Source organism: Streptomyces avidinii (genome assembly GCF_014650695.1).
Classification (GTDB): domain Bacteria; phylum Actinomycetota; class Actinomycetes; order Streptomycetales; family Streptomycetaceae; genus Streptomyces; species Streptomyces avidinii.
Map to the genome: position 1 here is coordinate 190,695 of NZ_BMVL01000009.1, position 22,748 is coordinate 213,442.

Annotated in this window: 21 protein-coding genes; 5 read left to right on the plus strand and 16 right to left on the minus strand. The window is 72.1% G+C overall.

All coding sequences use genetic code 11. From position 1 onward, the window contains the following. Nucleotides 1-206 precede the first annotated feature (206 nt). On the minus strand, nt 207-1,490 hold the full coding sequence (locus tag IE257_RS24050) for an adenylosuccinate synthase (RefSeq protein ID WP_189971896.1): 1,284 nt from the start codon (nt 1,488-1,490) through the stop codon (nt 207-209). A 184-nt stretch (nt 1,491-1,674) separates the two neighbouring features. Here IE257_RS24050 and IE257_RS24055 point away from each other — a divergent pair, with 184 nt between their 5' ends. Together IE257_RS24055 and IE257_RS24060 are read left to right on the plus strand one after the other, a co-directional pair. After that, a complete protein-coding gene (locus IE257_RS24055) occupies nt 1,675-2,508 on the plus strand; it encodes a diacylglycerol kinase catalytic domain-containing protein (RefSeq protein WP_189972120.1) in 834 nt (277 codons plus the stop codon). Continuing rightward, the gene (locus IE257_RS24060) at nt 2,484-3,122 is read left to right on the plus strand and encodes a hypothetical protein (protein WP_189971899.1); all 639 of its coding nucleotides are present in this window, start codon (nt 2,484-2,486) and stop codon (nt 3,120-3,122) included. Before IE257_RS24055 ends, IE257_RS24060 begins: the two co-directional genes overlap by 25 nt. Here IE257_RS24060 and IE257_RS24065 read toward each other — a convergent pair. The 4 genes from IE257_RS24065 to IE257_RS24080 form a co-directional block, all read right to left on the minus strand. Beyond that, nucleotides 3,085-5,553, minus strand: a complete 2,469-nt coding sequence (locus IE257_RS24065; protein WP_189971901.1) for an ATP-binding cassette domain-containing protein — start codon at nt 5,551-5,553, stop codon at nt 3,085-3,087. The two genes, IE257_RS24060 and IE257_RS24065, sit on opposite strands and share 38 nt — an antisense overlap. A gap of 55 nt (nt 5,554-5,608) precedes the next feature. Beyond that, entirely contained in the window at nt 5,609-6,025 is a 417-nt protein-coding gene (locus tag IE257_RS24070; protein ID WP_189971903.1) for a VOC family protein, read from the minus strand. Nucleotides 6,026-6,035: 10 nt separating this feature from the next. Then, on the minus strand, nt 6,036-6,455 hold the full coding sequence (locus IE257_RS24075) for a helix-turn-helix domain-containing protein (RefSeq protein ID WP_189971904.1): 420 nt from the start codon (nt 6,453-6,455) through the stop codon (nt 6,036-6,038). 61 nt (nt 6,456-6,516) lie between these two features. Further along, a complete protein-coding gene (locus tag IE257_RS24080) occupies nt 6,517-7,080 on the minus strand; it encodes a GbsR/MarR family transcriptional regulator (protein WP_189971907.1) in 564 nt (187 codons plus the stop codon). An 83-nt stretch (nt 7,081-7,163) separates the two neighbouring features. Between IE257_RS24080 and IE257_RS24085 the strand changes: the two genes are divergently transcribed. Both IE257_RS24085 and IE257_RS24090 read left to right on the plus strand, forming a co-directional pair. Continuing rightward, a complete protein-coding gene (locus IE257_RS24085) occupies nt 7,164-8,057 on the plus strand; it encodes an ABC transporter ATP-binding protein (protein ID WP_189971909.1) in 894 nt (297 codons plus the stop codon). Next, nucleotides 8,054-9,637, plus strand: coding sequence for an ABC transporter permease (locus IE257_RS24090; RefSeq protein ID WP_189971910.1), 1,584 nt, complete (start codon nt 8,054-8,056; stop codon nt 9,635-9,637). Before IE257_RS24085 ends, IE257_RS24090 begins: the two co-directional genes overlap by 4 nt. A 67-nt stretch (nt 9,638-9,704) precedes the next feature. Here IE257_RS24090 and IE257_RS24095 read toward each other — a convergent pair whose 3' ends face one another. From IE257_RS24095 to IE257_RS24145, 11 genes are all read right to left on the minus strand, one after another. Continuing rightward, nucleotides 9,705-10,913: a cytochrome P450 gene (locus IE257_RS24095; RefSeq protein WP_189971912.1), complete on the minus strand. Its 1,209-nt coding sequence runs from the start codon at nt 10,911-10,913 to the stop codon at nt 9,705-9,707. A gap of 29 nt (nt 10,914-10,942) precedes the next feature. Beyond that, nucleotides 10,943-11,602, minus strand: a complete 660-nt coding sequence (locus IE257_RS24100; RefSeq protein WP_189971914.1) for a response regulator — start codon at nt 11,600-11,602, stop codon at nt 10,943-10,945. Further along, complete coding sequence (locus tag IE257_RS24105) at nt 11,599-12,936, minus strand: histidine kinase (protein ID WP_189971916.1); 1,338 nt, start codon at nt 12,934-12,936, stop codon at nt 11,599-11,601. Before IE257_RS24105 ends, IE257_RS24100 begins: the two co-directional genes overlap by 4 nt. An 88-nt stretch (nt 12,937-13,024) precedes the next feature. Further along, nucleotides 13,025-13,696 (minus strand): response regulator, encoded by a 672-nt coding sequence (locus IE257_RS24110; protein WP_189971917.1) that lies wholly within the window; start codon nt 13,694-13,696, stop codon nt 13,025-13,027. Continuing rightward, complete coding sequence (locus IE257_RS24115; RefSeq protein WP_189972129.1) at nt 13,693-15,009, minus strand: sensor histidine kinase; 1,317 nt, start codon at nt 15,007-15,009, stop codon at nt 13,693-13,695. Before IE257_RS24115 ends, IE257_RS24110 begins: the two co-directional genes overlap by 4 nt. Nucleotides 15,010-15,031: 22 nt before the next feature. After that, nucleotides 15,032-16,258 (minus strand): acyltransferase family protein, encoded by a 1,227-nt coding sequence (locus tag IE257_RS24120; protein WP_189971919.1) that lies wholly within the window; start codon nt 16,256-16,258, stop codon nt 15,032-15,034. Continuing rightward, nucleotides 16,251-17,291 carry an alpha/beta hydrolase gene (locus tag IE257_RS24125; RefSeq protein ID WP_189971921.1) on the minus strand — a complete coding sequence of 347 codons (1,041 nt, stop codon included), beginning with the start codon at nt 17,289-17,291 and terminating at the stop codon, nt 16,251-16,253. The genes IE257_RS24120 and IE257_RS24125 overlap by 8 nt, the downstream gene beginning before the upstream one ends. Nucleotides 17,292-17,550: 259 nt before the next feature. Further along, nucleotides 17,551-17,940, minus strand: a complete 390-nt coding sequence (locus tag IE257_RS24130; protein WP_189971923.1) for a nuclear transport factor 2 family protein — start codon at nt 17,938-17,940, stop codon at nt 17,551-17,553. Between the two features lie 81 nt (nt 17,941-18,021). Then, nucleotides 18,022-19,653 (minus strand): serine/threonine-protein kinase, encoded by a 1,632-nt coding sequence (locus tag IE257_RS24135; RefSeq protein WP_189971925.1) that lies wholly within the window; start codon nt 19,651-19,653, stop codon nt 18,022-18,024. A gap of 130 nt (nt 19,654-19,783) precedes the next feature. Beyond that, nucleotides 19,784-20,317 carry a MarR family winged helix-turn-helix transcriptional regulator gene (locus tag IE257_RS24140; RefSeq protein WP_189972121.1) on the minus strand — a complete coding sequence of 178 codons (534 nt, stop codon included), beginning with the start codon at nt 20,315-20,317 and terminating at the stop codon, nt 19,784-19,786. An 85-nt stretch (nt 20,318-20,402) separates the two neighbouring features. Further along, nucleotides 20,403-21,032 carry a DJ-1/PfpI family protein gene (locus IE257_RS24145; protein ID WP_189971927.1) on the minus strand — a complete coding sequence of 210 codons (630 nt, stop codon included), beginning with the start codon at nt 21,030-21,032 and terminating at the stop codon, nt 20,403-20,405. A gap of 178 nt (nt 21,033-21,210) precedes the next feature. Between IE257_RS24145 and IE257_RS24150 the strand changes: the two genes are divergently transcribed. Next, complete coding sequence (locus tag IE257_RS24150; RefSeq protein WP_189971929.1) at nt 21,211-22,572, plus strand: aspartate aminotransferase family protein; 1,362 nt, start codon at nt 21,211-21,213, stop codon at nt 22,570-22,572. Nucleotides 22,573-22,748 lie beyond the last annotated feature (176 nt).

Below are 22,748 nucleotides of genomic sequence, written 5' to 3' on the forward strand. Positions count from 1 at the left end.
GCATCCATCCGTCCCTGCTTCCGCTGCGCGAAAAGCCCGTGCACATCATATTTCCGCCCACCCGGAAACCGCCCCCCGAGAGCGGGCCCGCCCTACGGGGGGCGGGTTCACGCCCCGCGGCGGCTCAGTCCCACTGCCCCTCGTCGCGGGGAACGCCGAAGGGGCGGCGGGCGCGGGTGCGCCTGCCGCCCCTTCGGGGTCAGGGACTAGAGGAACGAGTTGATCTCGATCGTCTCGGTGCGGCCGGGGCCGACGCCGATCGCGGAGATCGGGGCGCCCGACATCTCCTCCAGGGCCTTGACGTACGCCTGGGCGTTCGCCGGCAGATCCTCGAAGGTCTTGGCCTTGGTGATGTCCTCGGACCAGCCGGGGAGGTATTCGTAGATCGGCTTCGCGTGGTGGAAGTCCGTCTGCGAGTACGGCAGCTCCTCGACGCGCTTGCCGTCGATCTCGTACGCGACGCAGACCGGGATCTGCTCCCAGCCGGTCAGCACGTCCAGCTTGGTGAGGAAGAAGTCCGTGAGGCCGTTCACGCGGGTGGCGTAACGTGCGATCGGCGCATCGAACCAACCGCAGCGGCGGTCACGTCCGGTGGTCACGCCGCGCTCGCCGCCGATGCGGCGCAGGTCCTCGCCGTCCTGGTCGAACAGCTCGGTCGGGAACGGGCCCGCGCCGACCCGGGTCGTGTAGGCCTTGAGGATGCCGATGACACGGCTGATCTTCGTCGGGCCCACGCCGGTACCGGTGCAGGCGCCGCCGGCGGTCGGGTTGGACGAGGTGACGAAGGGGTAGGTGCCGTGGTCGACGTCGAGCAGCGTGCCCTGGCCGCCCTCGAACAGCACGACCTTGTCCTCGTCCAGCGCGTTGTTGAGGATCAGGGTGGTGTCGGCGACGTACGGCTTGATCTGCTCCGCGTACTGGAGCATCTCCTCGACGATCTGGGCGGCGTCGATCGCGCGGCGGTTGTACAGCTTCGCGAGGAGCTGGTTCTTGCCCTCCAGCGCCGCCTCGACCTTCTGGATCAGGATCGACTCGTCGTAGAGGTCCTGGACGCGGATGCCGATGCGGTTGATCTTGTCCGCGTACGTCGGGCCGATACCGCGACCGGTCGTACCGATCTTGCGCTTGCCCAGGAAACGCTCGCCGACCTTGTCGAGGGTGACGTTGTACGGCGTGATCAGGTGCGCGTTGCCGCTGATGAGCAGCTTGGAGGTGTCGATGCCGCGCTCGTTGAGACCGCGCAGCTCGGAGAGCAGGACGGCCGGGTCGACGACGACACCGTTACCGATGACCGGGGTGCATCCGGGGGAGAGGATGCCGGAGGGGAGAAGGTGCAGCGCGTACTTCTGGTCGCCGACGACGACCGTGTGGCCGGCATTGTTGCCGCCCTGGTAGCGCACTACATAGTCAACGGATCCACCGAGCAGGTCGGTGGCCTTTCCCTTGCCCTCGTCACCCCACTGAGCTCCGAGCAGCACAAGAGCGGGCACAGGCGTACACCTCTTCCGGATGGGGCATGTCCAAGGTCAGGGGGCGTACGACGATGTACACCGCAGGCTGAGCCGTCGGACCGGTGCCCCGGAATAGACGAAGGCCCTGGCGCAATAGCGCAAGGGCCTCTTGCACAAAGATGCTACCCGAGGAAGGACCGAGGTGTCGGCTCCAGAGCCCACCATGAGCCATGCGGGCGCGCCGGTAGGCGGTCTGCTCGTGCTCGTCGACCCGGTCGCCCGCCGTCTTGACGGCGAGTCCGTGCGGATCGCGAAGGATGTGTTGTCAGCGGGCGCGGCAGCGAAAATCTGCCTCCCGGATTCGCAGGAGGAATTTGCGCGGGCACTTGCCCGCCGGGGTCATCGGCGGCTGGTGATCGTCGGTGACGACCGGGCCCTGGTGCGCACCGTGGGCCTGCTGCACCGGGAGCGGGGGCTGGGGGAGGGACCCCTGGCGCTGGTTCCCGTGGGCCCTGTGGGATCGCTGGGGCTGGCGAGGTCCCTCGGCGTGCCGCTTTCGGCCGTCTCCGCGGCCCGGGCGGTGCTCGACGGGTCGGTGCGGATCTGCGACCTGCTGGTCGACGACAGTGACGGCGTGGTGCTGGGCGGGCTGCGGATCCCGCCGGTGCACGGGGTCACGCGGCCCTCCGGGCCGTCGGTGTGGAGCGCGTACCGCTCGCTCGTGCGGACGCTGGTCCGCCCGGTGGCTGCGGCGGGCGGCGCGGGCACCAGCCGGCACCGGCTGCGCGTGGAGGCCGACGGGGTGGTGCTGGCCGATCTGGACCGACCGGTGGAGGACGTTTCGGTTCGCACGCGGGACGACGGAGGCCCGGCGGAGGTCGTGGTCCGAACGGGTGGCGGCGCCGCTGCCGACGCGACGGTCACGGCCAGGGCGCACACGGTGACGGTGTCGGGCGCGGACTTCCGCTACCGCGCCGACGCGGCGATGACCGGCCCGGTCCGCCGCCGTACGTGGACCCTGCGGCCGGGGGCATGGACGCTGACCGTGCCCCGGTGACGCCGGAGGCCTCCGGGGCGGAGGACGGGACGTGCGGCGGGCCGGGCGACGAGCTGGGCGGCGGGCTGGGCGCCGGGATGCGCGCCGAGATGTGCGCCGCGCTGGGCGACTGGCGGCGCGACGCACTGCTGCTCTGCCTGCTGCCGCTGTTCTGCTGGCCGGTGCTGGTCGCGGCCGTGCTCGGCCGGCCGCCGGTGCTCGTGGGGGCGCTGTGCGCGGCCCTGAGCCCGGTGCTGCTGGGAGCGCGGGAGCTGTACGCCGCCCGGCGGGTCCGGCGCGCGCTGCAGGACCCCGCGGTGTGCTGGACCCCGTACGAGGCCGTGGTGGTCCGCGCGTGGTGGCGGCCGCCCGTGCTGGTGCTGGCCGGCGGACGGCACGTACTGACCCTGGGGCTGCTGGGCCGCCGGGTGCTGCCGCCGCGCCCGTGGCCCCGTACGGCCGCCACCCCGGCCGCGGTGGTGGTGCGGTGCGCGGGTGACCCGGGCGCGGGCGGGGCCCTGTGGGCCCCGCACTCCGGTGGGCTGGGCCATGCCCGGCCCGCGCGCCGCGCCCTGGCCCTCGCCCGGGCGGCGGCGGTCAGGCCCCGACGTATGCCGCGAGGTGTTCGCCGGTGAGGGTGGAGCGGTCCGCCACCAGGTCGGCGGGAGTGCCCTCGAAGACGATCCGGCCGCCGTCGTGACCGGCGCCGGGACCGAGGTCGATGATCCAGTCGGCATGCGCCATCACGGCCTGGTGGTGCTCGATGACGACGACCGACTTCCCGGAGTCGACCAGCCGGTCGAGCAGGCCGAGCAGCTGTTCCACATCGGCGAGGTGCAGGCCGGTGGTCGGCTCGTCGAGCACGTAGACACCGCCCTTCTCCGCCATGTGGGTGGCCAGCTTGAGTCGCTGCCGCTCGCCGCCGGACAGCGTGGTGAGCGGCTGGCCGAGGCTGAGGTAGCCGAGCCCGACGTCGGAGAGCCGGGTGAGGATGCGGTGCGCGGCGGGGGTGTGCGCCTCGCCGTCGCCGAAGAACTCCACGGCCTCGGTCACCGACATCGCCAGCACCTCGCTGATGTCGCGGCCGCCGAGGTGGTACTCCAGCACCGACGCCTCGAAGCGCTTGCCCTCGCACTCCTCGCAGGTCGTCGTGACCCCGGCCATCATCGCCAGGTCGGTGTAAATGACGCCGGCGCCGTTGCAGTTGGGGCAGGCGCCCTCGGAATTGGCGCTGAACAGTGCCGGCTTCACCCCGTTGACCTTGGCGAAGGCCTTGCGGATCGGGTCGAGCAGCCCGGTGTACGTCGCCGGGTTGCTCCGGCGCGAGCCGCGGATCGCGCCCTGGTCGATCGAGACCACGTCCGCGTCCGGGGAGAGCGACTTGTGCAGCAGCGAGCTCTTGCCGGAACCGGCGACGCCGGTGACGACCGTGAGCACGCCGAGCGGGATGTCGACGTCGACGTCGCGCAGGTTGTTCGCCGTCGCACCGCGGATCTCCAGCGCGCCGGTGGCCCGGCGCACCGACGGCTTGAGCTTCGCCCGGTCGTCGAGGTGGCGGCCGGTGATGGTGCCGCCGGAGCGCAGGCCCTCGACGGTGCCCTCGTAGCAGACGGTGCCGCCGGCGCTACCCGCGCCGGGGCCGATGTCGACGACGTGGTCGGCGATCGCGATCGTCTCCGGCTTGTGCTCGACGACGAGCACCGTGTTGCCCTTGTCGCGCAGCCGCAGCAGGAGGTCGTTCATGCGCTGGATGTCGTGCGGGTGCAGGCCGATGGTGGGCTCGTCGAAGACGTAGGTGACGTCGGTGAGCGAGGAGCCGAGGTGGCGGATCATCTTGACGCGCTGGGCCTCGCCGCCCGAGAGGGTGCCGGACGCCCGGTCCAGCGAGAGGTAGCCGAGGCCGATCTCCACGAACGAGTCGAGGGTCAGCTGCAGGGCGGTGAGCAGCGGGGCCACCGAGGGCTCGGCGAGTCCGCGGACCCACTCGGCCAGGTCGCTGATCTGCATGGCGCAGGCGTCGGCGATGCTGATCTTCTTGATCTTCGAGGACCGGGCGCCCTCGCTGAGCCGGCTGCCCTCGCACTCGGGGCAGGTGGCGAAGGTGACCGCGCGCTCCACGAAGGCCCTGATGTGGGGCTGCATCGCTTCCTTGTCCTTGGACAGGAATGACTTCTGGATCTTGGGGATGAGGCCCTCGTAGGTGAGGTTGACGCCCTCGACCTTGACCTTCGTGGGCTCCCGGTAGAGGAAGTCCTGCATCTCCTTCTTGGTGAACTTGCGGATCGGTTTGTTCGGGTCGAGGAACCCCGACTCGGCGTAGACCCGTACCGTCCAGAAGCTGTCGGACTTCCAGCCGGGGATGGTGAAAGCCCCCTCGGCGAGCGACTTGGAGTCGTCGTAGAGCTGGGCGAGGTCGATGTCGGAGACCGAGCCGCGGCCCTCGCAGCGCACGCACATGCCGCCGGTGCGGGAGAAGGTCGCCTTGACCGTCCTGGTCTTCTCGGCGCCGCGCTCGACCGTGATCCCGCCGCTGGCGCGGACGGAGGCGACGTTGAAGGAGTAGGCGCTGGGCGGGCCGATGTGCGGCTTTGCGAGCCGGCTGAAGAGGATGCGCAGCATTGCGTTGGCGTCGGTGGCGGTGCCGACCGTGGAGCGGGGGTCGCCGCCCATGCGCTGCTGGTCGACGGTGATCGCGGTGGTCAGGCCGTCGAGTACGTCGACCTCGGGGCGGGCCAGGGTCGGCATGAAGCCCTGCACGAAGGTGCTGTAGGTCTCGTTGATCATCCGCTGGGACTCGGCGGCGATCGTGTCGAACACCAGCGAGCTCTTGCCCGAGCCGGACACGCCCGTGAACACCGTCAGCCGCCGCTTGGGGATCTCGATGCTGACGTCCTTGAGGTTGTTCACGCGCGCACCGTGCACGCGGATCAGACCGTGGCTGTCGGCGGCGTGCGGAGTCTGCTGCGTCTGCTGCGTCTGCGATGTCTGCGGCTTCTGCGGTGTCCGCCGCGTCTGTCGCTTCTGCGCCGCGGGCGACGTGGGGTCCGGCTCGGTGGCCCTGCTCATCGTGTCTCCATTTCTCGGGCGGGCCGCCTGCGCGGACTCCTGCGGCAGTCGGTCCTCAGTGCTTGCGGGGCTGGTTGAAGCGGAGCATGTTGCCCGCCGGGTCGCGGAAGGCGCAGTCGCGGACGCCGTACGGCTGGTCGACCGGCTCCTGCAGCACCTCCCCGCCGGCGGCCCGGATGCGTTCGAAGGTGGCGTCGACGTCGTCGGTGGAGAAGATCACGCCGCGCAGCATCCCCTTGGCCAGCAGCTCCGCCATGGCCTGACGGTCGGCCAGCGAGGCGTTCGGGTCGGCGAGCGGCGGTTCGAGGACGATCTCCACGTCGGGCTGGGTGGGGGAGGCGACGGTCACCCAGCGCATGCCCTCGAACCCGACGTCGTTGCGGACTTCCAGGCCGAGGACGTCGCGGTAGAACGCGAGCGCCTTGTCGTGGTCGTCGACTGCGATGAAGCACTGCGAGAGGTTGATGTTCATGCCGTCGACGCTACGAGGAGGGCGTGGATTTCGCTTCTCCGATCCTGACCGGTCGGGTGAAGATCTTGGCCACGCACGCCGGGATGTCGGCGCCGTCCTCGTGGCTGCGGGCCCGGTAGGCGCTCGGGGTCTCGCCGACGAGCTCGGTGAAGCGCGAGCTGAAGGACCCCAGTGAGGTACATCCGACGGCGAAGCAGACGTCCGTGACGCTCATGTCGCCGCGCCGCAGCAGCGCCTTCGCGCGCTCCACGCGGCGGGTCATGAGGTAGCTGTACGGGGTTTCCCCGAAGGCGGCGCGGAAGCTGCGGGAGAAGTGTCCGGACGACATGAGGGCGACGTCCGCGAGTGCCTGAACGTCCAGCGGTTCCGCGTAGGCGCGGTCCATCATGTCCCGGGCGCGGCGCAGCCGTACCAGGTCCTCCAGGTTCATGCGTTCCAGCATGGCACGCGGGCGCCGACGCGTCTGCGGGTATCGGTGCTTCCGGATTCGATCAGATGGATCGGCCGGCCGGGCCGAGGCCGAGCGTCGCCCTGTGGGTCCGCCAGCGGTCCATCAGGCCCAGCATCTCGCCCTGCATGAACTCGAAGAAGGCCGCCGTCTCCGCGACTCGGGCCCCGGCGGGCGAGTCGGTGCCGAGGGTGGCCGCGCCCTCGCGCAGGGTCTTCCCCCACAGGGTCAGGACCTGGTCGCGGCGCGTGAACGTCTCGTACCAGAGCTCGTTGTGCAGGACGTACCGGTCGCGCCGGGAGCCCGGTTCGCGTTCGCGGCTGACCATGTTGACCTGCGTCAGGTAGGACACGGCGCCCGACACCGCGGCAGGGCTGATCTGCAGCGCCTCGCCCAGCTCCGCCGAGGTCATCGCGGCGCCGTCGCTGGCCAGCAGCTGTGCGAAGACGCGTGCGGCCATCCGCTGCATCCCGGCGTCGGTCAGCTGTGCGGCGAACCGCTCGACGAAACGGGAGACGGCCTCGCCGTCCCGCGCACCGGCATCGCGGCCCGAGGTGCCCGAGGTGCCCGAGGTGCTCGCGTTCAGGTTCACGTTCACGTCCGCCATGTCATCGCCACCCTCCCGACTTTACGTGATTCTTGACATTCTCAATCTTCACAAGTTTGTGAAATCAACGTACGTTCGGAAGCATGACGAAGGCAATCAGCGTTGCCGGCCTCCACAAGGCATTCGGCCGCACCCGCGCACTGGACGGACTCGACCTCTCGGTCGCCACCGGCGAGGTCCACGGCTTCCTCGGCCCCAACGGCGCCGGCAAGTCCACCACCATCCGGGTCCTGCTGGGCCTGCTGCGCGCCGACTCCGGCACCGCCGAACTCCTCGGCGGCGACCCCTGGGCCGACGCCGTATCCCTCCACCGCCGCATCGCCTACGTGCCCGGGGACGTCACCCTGTGGCGCGACCTCTCCGGCGGCGAGGTCATAGACCTCTACGGACGCCTGCGCGGCGGCCTTGACCGGACCCGGCGCGCCGAGCTCGTCGAGCGGTTCGAGCTGGACCCCACCAAGAAGGGGCGCACCTACTCCAAGGGCAACCGGCAGAAGGTCGCCCTCGTCGCGGCCTTCGCCTCCGACGCCGAACTGTTCGTCCTCGACGAACCGACCTCCGGCCTCGACCCGCTGATGGAGGAGGTCTTCCAGACCTGCGTCACCGAGGTCCGCGCCGCCGGGCGCACCGTCCTGCTCAGCTCGCACCTCCTCAGCGAGGTGGAGACCCTCTGCGACCGGGTCAGCATCGTCCGCAAGGGCCGCACCGTGGAGACCGGCACCCTCGCCGAACTCCGCCACCTCACCCGTACGTCGATCAGTGCCGAGCTCGCCGGCCCGCCGAACGGCCTCGCACAGCTGCCGGGCGTGCACGACGTGGAGGTGCAGGGGCTCAAGGTCCGCCTCCAGGCCGACACCGACAAGCTGGACGCCGTACTGCGTTCCCTCACCGCGTCCGGGGTGCGGTCGCTGACCTCGACCCCGCCGACCCTCGAAGAGCTCTTCCTGCGCCACTACGCCGAAGAGGCGTCCCGATGACGGACCAACTGGCGGGTACCGGGACGCTGCTGCGGCTCGCCCTGCGCCGCGACCGCGTGATGATGCCGGTGTGGACCCTGCTCACCACCCTCCTGGTGGTGAGCATGCCGGGCGCGCTGGGCAGTGTGTACGCCACCGCCGCCGAACGCGCCCGGGCTGCCGCCTCGATGAACGCCAACAGCTCGATGCGCGCCCTGTACGGCCCGGTCTTCGGCGATTCTCTCGGCGCTCTGACCGCCTGGCGGGGCGGTGTCTACGCCGCCGTCCTCGCCGCCGTGATGAGCCTGGTCGTCGTCGTGCGGCACACCCGCGAGGAGGAGGAGTCGGGTCGTCAGGAGCTGCTCTCGGCGGCGATGGTGGGCCGGCGGGCCCCGCTGACTTCGGCTCTGCTGGCCGCCCTCGTGGCCGATGCGGCAGTCGCCCTGCTCGTCGCGGGCGGTCTCGCGGGGCAGGGCGTACGCGGAGCCCTCGCTCTCGGGCTGGCCGTCGCGGGTACCGGCTTGCTCTTCGCCTGCACGGCTGCCGTTGCAGCCCAGTTGACGGAGAGCGCCCGCGCCGCCAAGGGGATCGCGGCGGCCGTGCTCGGCGCCGCCTTCGTCCTCAAGGCCGCCGGCGACGCCGGTACGGGGGGCGGGCGCTCGGCCCTGACCTGGGCCTCGCCGCTCGGCTGGGTGGAGAACGTACGGGCCTTCGCCGCCGAACGCTGGTGGGTGCTCCTCCTGTTCGTCGGCGCCGTTGCGGTGCAGGCGGGCGCCGCGTACGTCCTGGCCGGGCGTCGTGACCTGGGCATGAGCTTCCTGCCGTCCCGGCCGGGGCCGGCCGAGGGGCGCCTGGGCACGGCGGGCGCACTGGCGCTGCGGCTGCAGCGCGGCAGCGTCCTGGGCTGGAGCGCGGGCTTCCTGGTCGCCGGTGTCGTGTTCGGCGGGATGGCGGACGGAGCCGCGGACCTTGTCGGTGACAACGACCGGACCCGCGAGATCATCGAGCGGATGGGCGGGCAGGGCGGACCGGGCGTGCTCACCGACGCCTTCCTCGCCACGATGGCCGGAATGTTCGGCATGGTCGCCGCCCTGTACGCCGTCTCGGCGGTGCTCCGCCTGAGCGGTGAGGAGTCGGGGCAGCGTGCGGAGCCGCTGCTCGCGAACGCGGTCGGCCGGCTGCGCTGGGCCGGCGGGCACCTGGCCGTGGCCTTCGGCGGCTCGGCGCTGATCCTGCTGCTGGCGGGGCTCGGCCTCGGCCTCGGGCACGGCCGGGGACTCGGCGCGGCGATCGGTGCCACGCTGGCCCAGCTTCCGGCGGTGTGGCTGATCGGGGCGCTGGCCGCGCTGCTGTACGGGGCGGTGCCCCAGTACGCGGCGGCCGCCTGGGCCGTGGCCGGGGGCGTACTGGCCCTGGGCTGGATCGGGCCGGCGCTGAATCTCCCGCAGGCCGTCCTGAACCTCTCGCCCTTCGCCCACCTGCCGCGGCTGCCGGGTGCGCAGGCCCTGGACTGGGCCCCGCCGACGGTTCTGACGGCGCTGGCGGTGGCCCTGACGGCGGCGGGCCTCGGCGCCCTGCGCCGCCGTGACATGATCGCGTAGGCCCGCGCCGGGCCGACGGGGCAGCCGGGGCCGACGGGGCGAGCCCGACCCGGCCCGGGGTCCGGTCCTAGAACTCCACGAGCAGCTGCTTGAGCCCCCGGATCACGTAGCCGTCCTGCCACTGCGGCTCCTCGACGAGCCGCAGTGGCGGGACTCCGTCCGCCAGCAGCGCCCCGAACGAGGCCTCCAACTCCCGCCGCGCCAGCGGCGCCCCGAGGCAATAGTGGATCCCGGCCCCGAAGGTCAGGTGCGGATTGTCGGCCCGTACGAGGTCGAGCGCATCGGGATCGTCGAACCGTGCGGGATCCCGATTCGCGGACCCGAACAACAGTGCGACCTCGGCGCCGCGCGGGATGACGATGTCACCGATCCGGATGTCGTCGAGCACCCAGCGCTCGAACATCTGGAGGGGAGTGTCGTACCGCATGAGTTCATCCACAGCTGTGGACAACTTTTCGGGATCGCGACCGGCGCGGAGCGCGGCGAGCTCCGCGGGGTTGCGGAACAGCGCCCACCACCCGTTGACGGTCGTGTTGACGGTGGCCTCGTGCCCGGCGTTCAGCAGGAGGACGCAGGTGGAGATCATCTCCTGCTCGCTGAGTCGCCCGTCCTCATCGTGAGCGGCGATCAGCCCGGAGATCAAATCCTCACCGGGGCGCATGCGCCGCTCGGCGATCAGCCCGCGCAGGTACGCGCTGAACTCGACGCTCGCCCGCACCGCGCGCCGCGCCGTCTCCTCGTCCGGCCGCAGTTCGAACATCCCGCAGATGTCCGCCGACCAGGGCCGCAGCAGCATCCGGTCCGCCCCGGGCACGCCCAGCAGCTCGGCGATCACCGCCACCGGCAGCGGCTCGGCGACGACGGTGAGCAGATCCCCGCCCCCGTCCGCGCGCAGCTGACCCACCAGTTCCCCGGCCAGCCGCTGCACGGCGGGCACCAGCCGCTCCACCGTCCGCGGGGTGAAGGCCTTCGCGACCAGCCTGCGCACCCGCGCGTGCGCGGGATCCTCCAGGTCCAGCAGGCCGTTGCCGTTGAGCACGTGGAAGGGCTCGTGCTCCGGCGGCGGCGCCTCGCGGCCGAACTCCTCGTGCGAGAAACGGTGGAGGTAGGTCCGCCCCAGTCGCCGGTCCCGCAGCAGCGCACTCACATCGGCGTAGTGCGGCACCAGCCACTGCCCGGTGGCCCCGCACCACACGGCCCGCCCCTGCTCCCGCAACTCCCGGTACGCCGGGTACGGATCGGCGACGAACGCGGCATCCCACGGATCAAAGCCCATCCCCGCACCCTAAGGGCAGCCGTACCCGATCAGGCGGGCGTCACCAAGCGGGTCTCGTACGCGTACACGGCCGCCTGGGTCCGGTCCCGCAGGCCCAGCTTCACCAGGATCCGGCTCACATGGGTCTTGATGGTGGACTCCGCTACGACCAGCCGGTCGGCTATCTCCGCATTCGACAACCCCTGCGCGATCAGTACCAGCACCTCCGTCTCCCGCTCCGTCAGTTCCCCCACCCCCGCCGGGTCGGCCAGCCTGCGCGCCTCGGAGATCTTCGAGAACTCCACGATCAGCCGCTTGGTCACCGAGGGCGCCAGCAGGGCCTCACCGGCCGCCACCACCCTTACCCCGTCGGCCAGCTGACGGGCCGACGCGTCCTTGAGCAGGAACCCGGAGGCCCCGGCCCGCAGTGCCTGGTACACGTACTCGTCGAGGTCGAAGGTCGTCAGGACCAGCACCTTCGCGTCCGTGTCGGCGGCCACGATCTCCCGTGTGGCCTCCAGCCCGTTCATCCGCGGCATCCGGATGTCCATCAGCACCACATCCGGCCGCAGCGCCGCCACCTGGCCGATGGCCTCCCGGCCGTCGACCGCCTCGCCGACCACCTCGATGCCGTCCATCGCGTTCAGCAGGACGGAGAACCCCTCGCGCACCATCACCTGGTCGTCGACGATCAGCACTCTGATCGTCATGCCATCTCCCCCTGCGGCTCCGGAGCCGGCTCCGGCCGGTGGGGCACCGGTATGAACACCGCCACCTCGTACCCGCCCGCGGCCGTCCGGCCGGCCGTCATCTCGCCCTCCAGCATGGCCACCCGCTCCCGCATCCCGGTGATCCCGTGCCCGGCCCCCGGCGAGGGCCGCGCATCCCCGGTCGCCGGGTCGTTGACGATCCGTATGCCCAAACCGCCCAGGACGTACGAGACCTCCACCTCGGCCGTGGCTCCCGGCGCGTGCCGCAGGGTATTGCTCAGGGCCTCCTGGATGATCCGGTACGCCGACAGCTCCACGCCCTGAGGCAGCTCCCGCACCGCGCCCGTGATCGTCTTCTCCACGCTCAGCCCGGCCTCCCGCACATTGGCCAGCAGCCCGTCCAGCGATGCCAGCGTCGGCTGCGGGGCGTCCGGCGCCTCGTAGTCCGCGGAACGCACCACACCCAGCACCCGCCGCAGTTCCGTCAGGGCCGCCACCGCGTTCTCCCGGATGGTGACGAACGCGGCCTCCAGTTCCGGCGGCGGGTTCTTCACCCGGTACGGCGCGGCCTCCGCCTGGATCGCCACCACCGACATGTGGTGGGCCACCACGTCGTGCAACTCCCGTGCGATCGTGGTCCGCTCCTCCAGCAGCGTCCGCTTGTCCCGCTCGACGGCCGTGACCTCCTGCTGTGCGCTGACCTCGGCCTTGGCGGCGCGGCGTATCTGGATGCTGCCGGCGATCACCAGGGCGAAGGCCGAGGTCACCGCCATCTCGGGCAGGTTCGACCCCCAGCGGTTGCCGAGCACCACGGTGAGTGCGAAGCCCAGCGCGAGGGTGAGCGTCCACATCCAGGCCGCCACCCGGGGCCGGGTCCGCAGGGTGACGAGGAACATGACCGCGATGTAGGAGAGGAAGCTGCCCGGGGGCCACGGCCAGTTGACCGCGCCGCCGAGGGCCGCCAGCACCACCGTCATCGCGACGGCCGCCCACCACGCGGCGATCGGCCGCACCAGCGTCATCAGCACCGGGGTCGCGGCTATCAGCCCCATGGCGAGCTGGGCCGCATCTCCCAGATAACCGGAGTGCGTGTTGACCGTGAACAGCATGACGAGGAAGGCCAGAGCCGCCACCGCCGCGTACTGCCGCCACGGCGCGTACTGACGTATCACCCGGGGAAGCCGCCGCACAAAGCGCCCGGGACCCTGCGCCAGCGGCAGCGGCCGGTACGCGAAGGCATCGGTGAGGAGGTCCTGGCGCAGGGTCGCGATCACCTCCGATGCCAGTCGGAATTCAGGCGTCCGGGCTGTCCCCCCGGTGGTCGTCTCGGTCATACACACCACCGTAGGTCCGTACCGCCCTCGTCCGCGTCGCCGCTGATGGGGATTTCCGGGGGTCCCTCTCAAGTACTACGCGGGTTCCTCAGTAGCCCGTCGGGCGGATCAGACCCGTCTCGTACGCGAACACCGCCGCCTGCGTGCGGTCCCGCAGGCCGAGCTTCACCAGGATCCGGCTCACATGCGTTTTCACCGTCTGCTCGGCCAGCACCAGGTGCTCCGAGATCTCGGCGTTCGACAGGCCCTGGGCGATCAGCGACAGCACCTCGGTCTCCCGCTCGGTCAGCGCCTGGATCCGGGCGCGCGACGGCGCGCGGGGCGCCCCCAGCCGGGAGAACTCCGTGATCAGCCGCTTCGTGATGTTCGGCGAGAGCAGCGCCTCGCCGGCCGCCACCACCCGCACCGCCTCGGCGAGCTGGTCGGCCGACGCGTCCTTGAGGAGGAAGCCGGACGCCCCGGCCCGCAGCGCCTCGTACACGTACTCGTCGAGATCGAAGGTCGTCAGCACCAGCACCTTCACGGCGGCGTCCGGAACCGCGGTGATGACGGACGTGGCTTCGATCCCGCCCATCCCCGGCATCCGGATGTCCATCAGCACCACGTCCGGGGCCAGCTCCGCGACCTTTGCCACCGCGTCCGCCCCGTCCACCGCCTGCCCCACGACCTCTATGTCGGGCTGTGCGTTGAGAAGCACGGTGAAGCCCTGCCGGACCATCATCTGGTCGTCGGCGATCATCACCTTGATCGGGGTGCTCATGTGGCCCTCTTCGTCTCGGGGTCGGGGACCGCGGACAGCTCCTGCGGATCCATCGGGAGTACGGCGCTCACCTCGTACCCCCCGTCCGGGCGCGGGCCGGCGGCCAGCTCACCCCCCAGCATGCCTGCCCGCTCCCGCATCCCCAGCAGCCCGTGCCCCGCTCCGGGCGACGACGGGGCCGTCCGGGTCGGCGCGGTGTTCGCGACGCAAAGGTGCAGATCGCGCGGCCCGTACGCGATGCCCACCTCCACCCGCGAACCGGGGGCGTGGCGCAGCGCGTTGCTCAGTGCCTCCTGCACGATCCGGTACGCGGTGAGTTCCACGCCCGGGGTCAGTGGCCGCCGTATCCCCGCGATCTCGGTCGTGACATCCAGCCCGGCCCCCCGCACGTTGTCCACGAGACCCTCCAACTCGGCGAGGGTCGGCTGCGGATGCTGCCGGGTCGCCGGATCGTCGGGATGCTCGGACCTCAGCACGCCCAGCACCCGTCGAAGCTCCGTCAGCGCCTCCAGCGCGTTCTCCCGGATACCGGCCAGGTTCTCCTTGAGCTCCTCGGACGGGTTCTCCACGAGGTGCGGGGCGACCTGCGCCTGGATGGAGATCACGGACATGTGGTGGGCGACGACGTCGTGCAGTTCGCGGGCGATCCGGCTGCGCTCCTCCAGCAGGGTGCGCCGAGCCCGCTCCTCCTCGGTGAGGGTCTCCTGCTCGACGAGTTTGCTGCGGGCGAGGCGGGTGGCCCGCAGGGCGTAGCCGAGGATTCCCACGAACCCGAAGACGAGGGCCACCCCGCCGATGATCGTCTGACTCTGCGGCGGCCTGAGGGAGATGTCGGCCAGTCCGTTGAGGGCGAGCGTGATGCCGATGACCGAGACGGTCACGCGGGGCGGCACTCGCAGGGCGACCATCAGGATCACGGGCGCCAGCGTGAACGGCCCGGCGGGTGTCCACGGCCAGGACTGACCGTGGCCGACGTGGTCGTGGAGGACCCAGGCTATGAGGGCCGTGGTGACAAGCCCGAGCCACCAGGCGGCGATCGGCCGGAACATGCTGAGCACGACGGACGCGGAGGTCAGCAGCGACAACCCCAGCACGGCCGCACCGTAGACCTTGTAATGGTCGTTCAGCTGCATTCCCGTGAGGACGCCGCAGGGAATGGCCACGTAGCAGAGGATCACGTGCGGCAACCAGGCCAGCCAGCGCGGCCGCGAGATCTTCGGGAGCGGGTCCCGTTTTACGGTGAACAGCTCCCGGGCCAGGCCGCGCGGCAGGCGGGTGCGGTCTTCGGCGGGCGGCGCGCTCTGCCGAGTCACGCCGTCCAGGCTAAGGCGGGTCCTAGACACGGGTGATCTCCTGGGCGGGGCCCGTCCGGGGGCGGGGGACGGCGGTACGGGCAGCGGCGCCGACGGCGACGGTACGGGGCGCGCGCGACGGCTTCGGACGGCGCCCGGCCTGCTCATGCGTACGGAACGCGGCCCAGCAGACCATCAGCGCGGCGGTGAACACCGGCAGCCACAGCAGCCGGGCCGCTGTCCAGCCCACCGAGTCGGGCACGGTGTGCAGCCCGGGCAGCTCGGCCGACACCAGCAGCCCGAGGGCGGTGACGGCCATCATGGCGGTCTGGTGCCACAGGAAGACCGTCATGGCGGAGAGGTTCATCAGGGCGACGCTGGCCCAGGCCATCGGCCGTCGCATGGCCCGGGCCAGCGGCTCGCGCACCAGCAACGCCAGCCCGCACTGGGCCAGTCCGAAGGCGGCCGCGGCCAGCGTCGGCGGGTTCAGGTTCGAGACAGCGGCCCCCGGGACACCCACCATGGACGCGGGATAGCCGCCCCAGAGGATGAGCGCGGCCGTGGCCGCGGCGCCCCCGCCGAGCAGGAGCAGCGCCGGTGCCCGCCGGGCGAAGGCTCCGCGGGACCAGGCGGCGCCCAGGGTGAAGGGGATGAGCCAGCCGGCGGCCACATTGACCCAGCCGATCCACTCGGGCCCCTCCAGCCCGAAGCGCCAGACGTCCACGGCTGCCACCACGGCCAGCGGCCACAGCGGGCTGATCCGGGCCACGAGCGGGGTCGCCGCCGTGATCGCGGCGAACACCAGCAGGAACCAGAGCGGCGACAACACCAGCTTGACCAGCGACCGGACGGTGTCGAACTCCGCCCCGCCGATCAGCATTCCGCCCGCGACAACCCCCCACAGGAGGAGCACCGCCGCGACGGGACGGAACAGCCGCCCCAGCCGCTGTCCGACCCATGCGCCGTACGAGCCCCCGCGCTCGCGCGCCGACGCGTACCCGCGGGCGGCGACATGGCCGCCGACGAGGAAGAAGACGGACAGGGTCTGGAACATCCAGGACACCGGGGCCAGCCAGGGCATGTGCTCCAGCGGGCTCGTGGTGCTCAGTCCGCCGTCACGGGCGGTCAGCGCGGTGACCAGCCAGTGGCCGAGGACCACGCCGAGGATCGCGAGGGCCCTCAGCGCGTCCACGGTCCGGTCGCGCTCGTCGGGCGTGGACGCTTCGATGCCGGCCGCCAGAGCGGACCAGCGGGCGCGGATCTCAACCATGGTCGGCCTCCGAGTCAGGAGCGGTGGTGCCGAGGACGATGGCGGCCAGGCTGTCGAGGGACGCGGTGCCCGGCTTGAGGTAGTCGCTGTGCCCGACGGCGCCGGCGGTGAAGGCCCGCGCCCCGAAGGCGGGGTCGACCGGGTCGGTGCCGAAACCGATTCCGCCGAGCCGGACATGCGGGACGTTGCCGATCCAGTCGCCGCTGCCGCGGCCGGCCCAGACTCGGGCGCCGGTCGCCAGCTCACGGACGGACCCGGCCCCCGTGCCGGGGCTGCCGAACAGTGCCATGTCGCTGACCGCCGGCCCGGTGACGGTCCTCGCGCAGACCACCGAACCGTAGGAGTGGCACAGGAGCGAGAGCCGGGCGCCCGGTCCGGCCAGACCCCGCAACCGGTCCAGGAAGGGCCCCAGCTCGGCGGCGGCCTCATCGGCCCGGCCGGCGGTCAGGACGGTGCTGCTCACCGTGCCGGGGGTGTCGTATCCGAGCCAGGCGACGACGGCCGAGCGCGGATGCTCGGTCCGCAGGCGCTCCTGGAGGGAGACGGCCCCGGCGCGGAACCTCTCGTAGGTGTCGAGCGTGGTGTCGGAGCCGGGCACGAGGACGGCGACCCGGTCGGCGCTCTCCAGCTCGCCGAAGACCTCGACGACCCGGCCCCTGCCGCGGCCGTCGAAGACGAGGAACTGCGCTGTTCCGGACGCCTCCATGGTGCGCAGCCTGGCCGCCCGGCCCGGACGGTCGGCGCCGTCGGCGCGCCGGACCGCCTCGGCGATGTTGGCGCGGTTGGCGGCGTACCGGCTCTGCGGCGCGGCGTCCTCGGCGAACGTGGCGGGAGCGGGGGCGGGGACATTGGGGGAGGCGGCGGCGGATATCGGGACGGCGACGGCCGCCGCGACCAGGGCGGCCAGCAGGGTCCGGAGCAGCCGGCCACTGCCGGACCCCGCAGCCCAGGCCCCACCCGTCGTCCGCGCGGTCCCAGTCCCAGCGCCAGTCCCCGTCCCGGACCCCGTCCCCGTCCCCGTCCCCGTTGCCATGTCCTCTTCCTTCGGTCGCCCGGAAGAGCCTCAACGCTCTTCTCTGCTACCGAAGTTAGAAATTCGGGCCCGTGGTCCGCGTCACGCCATGGAGCCGTGTTCGCAGGTAGCTCTCAGGTATGACGGGGGATACGTGAGAGGCACGATCATGGTTGTTCCAGCGCCTGGACGCGTGTGGCCCCGGCCCGCTCCGGTCGACCGGGATCCCTTCCGCCACCGCCTGGTCGGCCACGACCCGACCCGGGGGCGGCCCTGCGGCTCAGTCGGCCACCAGGGGCTCCACGTACCCCGCCCGCCACCGGGGTGCCGGGTCCTGGCCGGGGCTGGTCCAGTACTCCCGCGCCCCCACCACCTTCCCGTCCCGCACGGTCCACAGGGAGACGGCCCGGTAGACGACGTGGTCCTGAGGTATCTCGACCTCGGTGACGACGAGGTTCCCCTCGGCCAGGATCCGCAGCAGTTCCACGGATCTCTCGTCCGCGTAGCCGTCGTCGCTGTTCACGGCGATGAAGTTGGCGCGCCCCACGATGCGCTCACCGCTCACGGGCCATTCGATGACGGCGTCCTCGGCGATGAGCTCGGCCACGCCGTCCCAGTCGCGTGCCTCGATCCGCCCCCACAGTCGTGCCACTACCTTCAACGGCTCCATGTGCCGCAGTGTCCGGCAGCCCCGTTATACGTAACAAGCTTTGCCTGCAGGCTTATTGACCCCGACACAATCGGGCGCCGCTCATTGCCTGCGGTAGGTCAGGGGCGGGCTGTCGCTGCCCGCCAGCTCCCTGGAAAGCGTGCCGTCGGGCAGCAGCCGCAACCGGCTCCAGGCCCCCGGCGTGCAGGTCGGCGGGGCGCCGGAGGTGACGGTGGAGGCGTCGAGCTCGACGGGATCGGAGGCACTGCGCAGGGGCGCCGTCCAGGCGCAGGCGAGGCCGCTGCCCTCGACGGCCAGGGACATCACCGGGTCGCCGACCGCCCCGCGGTCGAGCGTGAGCGTCCAGGTCCGGCCGCCCTGGACGGCCTCCCAGCTGCCGACGTAGGCCTCGGGCAGATCGCCGTACGGGGAAGCGGACGCCGAAGCGGACGCCGAAGCAGCCGAGGGCGGCGCGGACGCGGAACCGGAGACGCCGGCGGACGCACTCGGCGTACGGCCGGTGCCCACGGGCGGGCGGGGATCCTCGGCCCCACTCATCACCGCGTACACCGTGCCGGCGGACAGGACGGCGACAACGGTCGCCACCACGAGCAGCAGGGCGGTGGACGCGGTCCGCGGCCGCGGCGGCTCCGGCACCCCCGGCGGATAGCCGGTGTACGGCGCGTACGAGGGCGCGTACGAGGGCGCGTACGAGGGCGCCGATGCGGCGGGCCGGGCGGGAACGGGCGGCGGCGGTGGGGCCGCAGCCCGGTCCGGTCCGGCGTCCTCCCGGTCCAGCAGCCGTACGGCATGCCGCCCGAGCCCCGCCACCAGCGGCGCCGGGAGCCAGGGCTCCAGGGCCCTCCCGTCGGCCACGGTGTCGCCCGCGCCGACCCGCGCCAGCACCTCGGCGGGCCCCGGCCGCGCAGCGGGATCCTGGTGCAGGCAGTCCCGTACGAGGTCGCGCAGCTCGGCCGGTACGCCGGTCAGGTCCGGCTCCGCCGTGGTGCTGCGCAGCAGGAGCCCCGCGAGGCCGCCGGGCTGTTCCGCGTCGCCGAAGGGCAGCCGGCCGGTGGCCGCGTAGACCAGGACCGCGCCGAGGCAGAAGATGTCGCAGGCGGCGGTGACCGGCTCGCCGCGGATCTGCTCCGGGGCCATGAAACCGGGGGAGCCGATGACCTCGCCCACCCGCGTCAGCCCGGGGTCCGGCCCGCCGGGGCCTGCCCCTGTTCCTGCCCCGGACCCGGCCGGGGCGCGGGCGATGCCGAAGTCGATGACGCGCGGCCCGTCGAGGGTGATCAGGACGTTCGAGGGCTTCAGATCGCGGTGGACGATGCCGGCCCGGTGGATGTCCTGGAGGGCGTACGCGAGGCCCGCGGCCAGGATCCGTACCGAACGGCCGGGCAGCGGGCCGAAGTCGTGGGCCACGACCTGGCGCAGGCTCGGCCCGGCGACGTAGCCCGTGGCGAACCAGGGGGTCGCGGCCTCGGTGTCGGCGTCGAGGACCGGGGCGGTCCACTCGCCGCCGACGCGACGGGCCGCGGCGACCTCCTGGCGGAAGCGCATCCGGAACTCCTCCCGCGCGGCGAGGTCCTGGTGGACCAGCTTCACGGCGACGGTCCGGCCGCGGTCCGAGCGGGCGAGGTAGACCTGGCCCATGCCGCCGGCGCCGAGGCGGGACAGCAGACGGTACGGGCCTATGTGGTGCGGGTCGTACGGATGCAGTTGCTCCATGGCCGGGCGGTCCCTCCCCGTGCTCGCCGTGCCGAACGGCTCTGCAGGGAAGGACGGCGGCCGGCACCGGCCGGTTGCCCACCGCAAGGGTGACGTGCCCGCGCTCCCGGGAGGTGTCCGAACAACACGCCTAGGGGGCGTCCGACGCGGCCGGTCCCGGGATCACGGCCGCAGCCTCCAGCGCGTCCAGTGCCGCGGCCAGGCGTTCCAGGGCGTGGACCGTCTCCGCGAACGCCGCGTCGCCCAGCTCGGCCGCCAGTCGGGCCGCCAGCGCCGCATGACCCGGGCCGATCCGGTCCACGGCGTCGAGCCCCTGCTGCGTGGGCCGCAGCAGTTTCGCCCGGCGGTGGGCGGGGTTCGGGGCGTACTCGGCCAGGCCCTTGGCCACCAGCAGGTCCGCGATCCGCTGGACGCTCTGGCGGGTGATGCCCATGCTCCGGGCGATGCCCGCTACGGGCAGCGGCTCCCGCAGCACCGCGCCCAGCACCTGCCACCAGGCGGCCGTCAGCCCGGCCGGCTTGGCCAGTTCCTCCGAGATGGCGAGGAACTGGCCGTTCAGCCGGAACACCCCGAGCGCCGTACTGCTCAGCAGGTCCTGCTGGGTCCGTGAGTCGGCTGGTGAGTCGGTCCGTGAGTCGGCCCGTGAGTCCGTGCGGGAGTCCATCCGTGAGTCCATCCCGGAGTCGTTCGCGGAGTCCATCTGCGGGTCCGTCCTTGCGTCCCCGACGGGCAGCGGCCCGCGCATCGCCTCACGCATCGCCCGCCGCCGATGCCGCCATCAGGACCGGGTAGGCGTCCGGGTCGGAGTCGTGGAAGAGCCCGTACCAGGCATCCAGGACGTCCGGCTTGTAGACGTCCAGGCGGGCGAAGACCTCGCGGGCGAAGGCCACCGGTTCCGTCGGCCCGGCCGTGATCAGGTCGCCGTCGGTCACCGCGTCCGCCTCGACGTAGTGGTCGCCGCCGCCGTAGCCCGGCTGCTCGGCCAGGTAGAAGGAGGCGCCGCTGGTGTGGGTCCGGCCGTCCAGCAGGCCCTCGCGCGCGAGGCCGGCCGTGGCTCCGCAGATCGCCGCGACCGGCACTCCGGCCGCCAGGAACTCCTTCGCCTTCGCCGCGAAGGGCGCCAGCTCCTCGCTCGTGTCCCACAGGGACGCGCCGGTGAGGATCAGCAGCGAGGAGTCCTCCGGACGCAGGTCGGCCAGCGCCAGATCGGGCTGGATGCGCAGACCGCCCATGGTGGTCACGGGCTGCGCCGCGTCGAAGCCGACCGTGTGCACGACGTGACCGCGCTGGGTGAGGTGCGCGGTGGTGTGGCCGGTCTCCCAGTCCGCGTACGTGTCGTAGACCGCGAGGTGGACGGGCTTGCGCGGGGTCTCGCTCATGGTGGTTTCGCCTCCAGCGTGGTTCCTGCTTATGACAATAGACTGTCATAACGACAGGATGCTGTCAATCCCGCGAAGGGCTCCGAGCCCCCTCGCAGACAGACTGCCGAGAGCGGCACCCCACCCGCATACAGTCCGCCGATATCCCGCCCCACCTGCGCACTTCTAGCGTGACGCCATGACCCCTCATGTCACCCCGCACACCCTTGCCGCCGTGAAGGACGCAGATCGGAAGCATGTCTTCCACTCCTGGTCCGCCCAGGCCCTGATCGACCCCCTCGCCGTCGCCGGGGCCGAGGGGTCGTACTTCTGGGACTACGAGGGCAAGCGCTTCCTCGATTTCTCCTCCCAGTTGGTCAACACCAACATCGGCCACCAGCACCCCAAGGTCGTCGCCGCGATCCAGGAGCAGGCCGCCCGGCTCTGCACCCTCGCGCCCGGCTTCGCCGTCGACGTCCGCTCCGAGGCCGCACGCCTCATCGCCGAGCGGACCCCGGGCGACCTGGACAAGATCTTCTTCACCAACGGCGGCGCCGAGGCCGTCGAGAACGCCGTTCGCATGGCCCGTCTGCACACGGGCCGGGCCAAGGTGCTCTCCACCTACCGCTCGTACCACGGGGCCACCGCCGCCGCGATCAACCTGACCGGCGACCCGCGCCGCTGGCCCTCCGACACGGCCGCCGCCGGTGTCGTGCACTTCTGGGGCCCGTACCTCTACCGCTCCGCCTTCCACGCCACCACCGAGGCCGAGGAGTGCGCCCGCGCCCTCGCCCACCTCGCCGACACCATCGCCTTCGAGGGGCCGCAGACCATCGCGGCGATCATCCTGGAGAGCGTGCCCGGCACCGCCGGCATCATGACCCCGCCGGCCGGCTACCTCGCGGGCGTCCGTGAGCTCTGCGACCGCCACGGCATCGTCTTCATCCTGGACGAGGTCATGTCGGGCTTCGGCCGCACCGGCACGTGGTTCGCCGCCGACCACTGGGGCGTCACCCCCGACCTGATCACCTTCGCCAAGGGGGTGAACAGCGGGTACGTGCCGCTCGGCGGCGTGGCCATCTCGGCCGCCATCGCCGAGACCTTCGCCACCCGCCCCTACCCGGGCGGACTCACGTACTCCGGCCACCCCTTGGCCTGCGCCGCCGCCGTCGCGACGATCAACACGATGGAGGAGGAGGGCATCGTCGAGCACGCCGCCCACCTCGGCGAGAACGTGATCGGCCCGGCCCTCGCCGAGATCGCCGAGCGGCACCCCTCCGTCGGGGAGGTCCGCGGGCTCGGCGCCTTCTGGGCCCTGGAACTCGTACGGGACAAGGGGACGCGCGAGCCGCTGGTCCCGTACAACGCGGCCGGGGCGGACAACGCGCCGATGGCCGAGTTCGCGGCGGCCTGCAAGGCCTCCGGCCTGTGGCCGTTCGTGAACATGAACCGGACCCACGTCGTCCCCCCGTGCAACGTCACGGAGGCCGAGGCGAAGGAAGGTCTGGCCCTGCTGGACGAGGCGCTGACGGTCGCGGACCGTCACACCACGGCCGGCTAGCCGCTCTCCGCCCTCCGGTTGGCTCCCACCCACCTGCGCGGGAGCCAACCGGACCGGCCCGGAATCCGCATCCGCACAGCGGGTGCGGATTCCGTATATCGGTTGGCTACCGATCGGTTTTCAGCCGCGTTGTCTGGCCTATGGTGTCCGGAGCCCCACGACAGGAGACGGACCCC

Coding starts and splice junctions, on each gene's coding strand:
- IE257_RS24055 (WP_189972120.1), top strand. CDS start 1,675: ATGAGCCATGCGGGCGCGCCGGTAGGCGGTCTGCTCGTGCTCGTCGAC.
- IE257_RS24060 (WP_189971899.1), top strand. CDS start 2,484: ATGGACGCTGACCGTGCCCCGGTGACGCCGGAGGCCTCCGGGGCGGAG.
- IE257_RS24065 (WP_189971901.1), bottom strand. CDS start 5,553: ATGAGCAGGGCCACCGAGCCGGACCCCACGTCGCCCGCGGCGCAGAAG.
- IE257_RS24070 (WP_189971903.1), bottom strand. CDS start 6,025: ATGAACATCAACCTCTCGCAGTGCTTCATCGCAGTCGACGACCACGAC.
- IE257_RS24075 (WP_189971904.1), bottom strand. CDS start 6,455: ATGAACCTGGAGGACCTGGTACGGCTGCGCCGCGCCCGGGACATGATG.
- IE257_RS24080 (WP_189971907.1), bottom strand. CDS start 7,080: ATGGCGGACGTGAACGTGAACCTGAACGCGAGCACCTCGGGCACCTCG.
- IE257_RS24085 (WP_189971909.1), top strand. CDS start 7,164: ATGACGAAGGCAATCAGCGTTGCCGGCCTCCACAAGGCATTCGGCCGC.
- IE257_RS24090 (WP_189971910.1), top strand. CDS start 8,054: ATGACGGACCAACTGGCGGGTACCGGGACGCTGCTGCGGCTCGCCCTG.
- IE257_RS24095 (WP_189971912.1), bottom strand. CDS start 10,913: ATGGGCTTTGATCCGTGGGATGCCGCGTTCGTCGCCGATCCGTACCCG.
- IE257_RS24100 (WP_189971914.1), bottom strand. CDS start 11,602: ATGACGATCAGAGTGCTGATCGTCGACGACCAGGTGATGGTGCGCGAG.
- IE257_RS24105 (WP_189971916.1), bottom strand. CDS start 12,936: ATGACCGAGACGACCACCGGGGGGACAGCCCGGACGCCTGAATTCCGA.
- IE257_RS24110 (WP_189971917.1), bottom strand. CDS start 13,696: ATGAGCACCCCGATCAAGGTGATGATCGCCGACGACCAGATGATGGTC.
- IE257_RS24120 (WP_189971919.1), bottom strand. CDS start 16,258: ATGGTTGAGATCCGCGCCCGCTGGTCCGCTCTGGCGGCCGGCATCGAA.
- IE257_RS24125 (WP_189971921.1), bottom strand. CDS start 17,291: ATGGCAACGGGGACGGGGACGGGGACGGGGTCCGGGACGGGGACTGGC.
- IE257_RS24130 (WP_189971923.1), bottom strand. CDS start 17,940: ATGGAGCCGTTGAAGGTAGTGGCACGACTGTGGGGGCGGATCGAGGCA.
- IE257_RS24135 (WP_189971925.1), bottom strand. CDS start 19,653: ATGGAGCAACTGCATCCGTACGACCCGCACCACATAGGCCCGTACCGT.
- IE257_RS24140 (WP_189972121.1), bottom strand. CDS start 20,317: ATGGACTCCCGCACGGACTCACGGGCCGACTCACGGACCGACTCACCA.
- IE257_RS24145 (WP_189971927.1), bottom strand. CDS start 21,032: ATGAGCGAGACCCCGCGCAAGCCCGTCCACCTCGCGGTCTACGACACG.
- IE257_RS24150 (WP_189971929.1), top strand. CDS start 21,211: ATGACCCCTCATGTCACCCCGCACACCCTTGCCGCCGTGAAGGACGCA.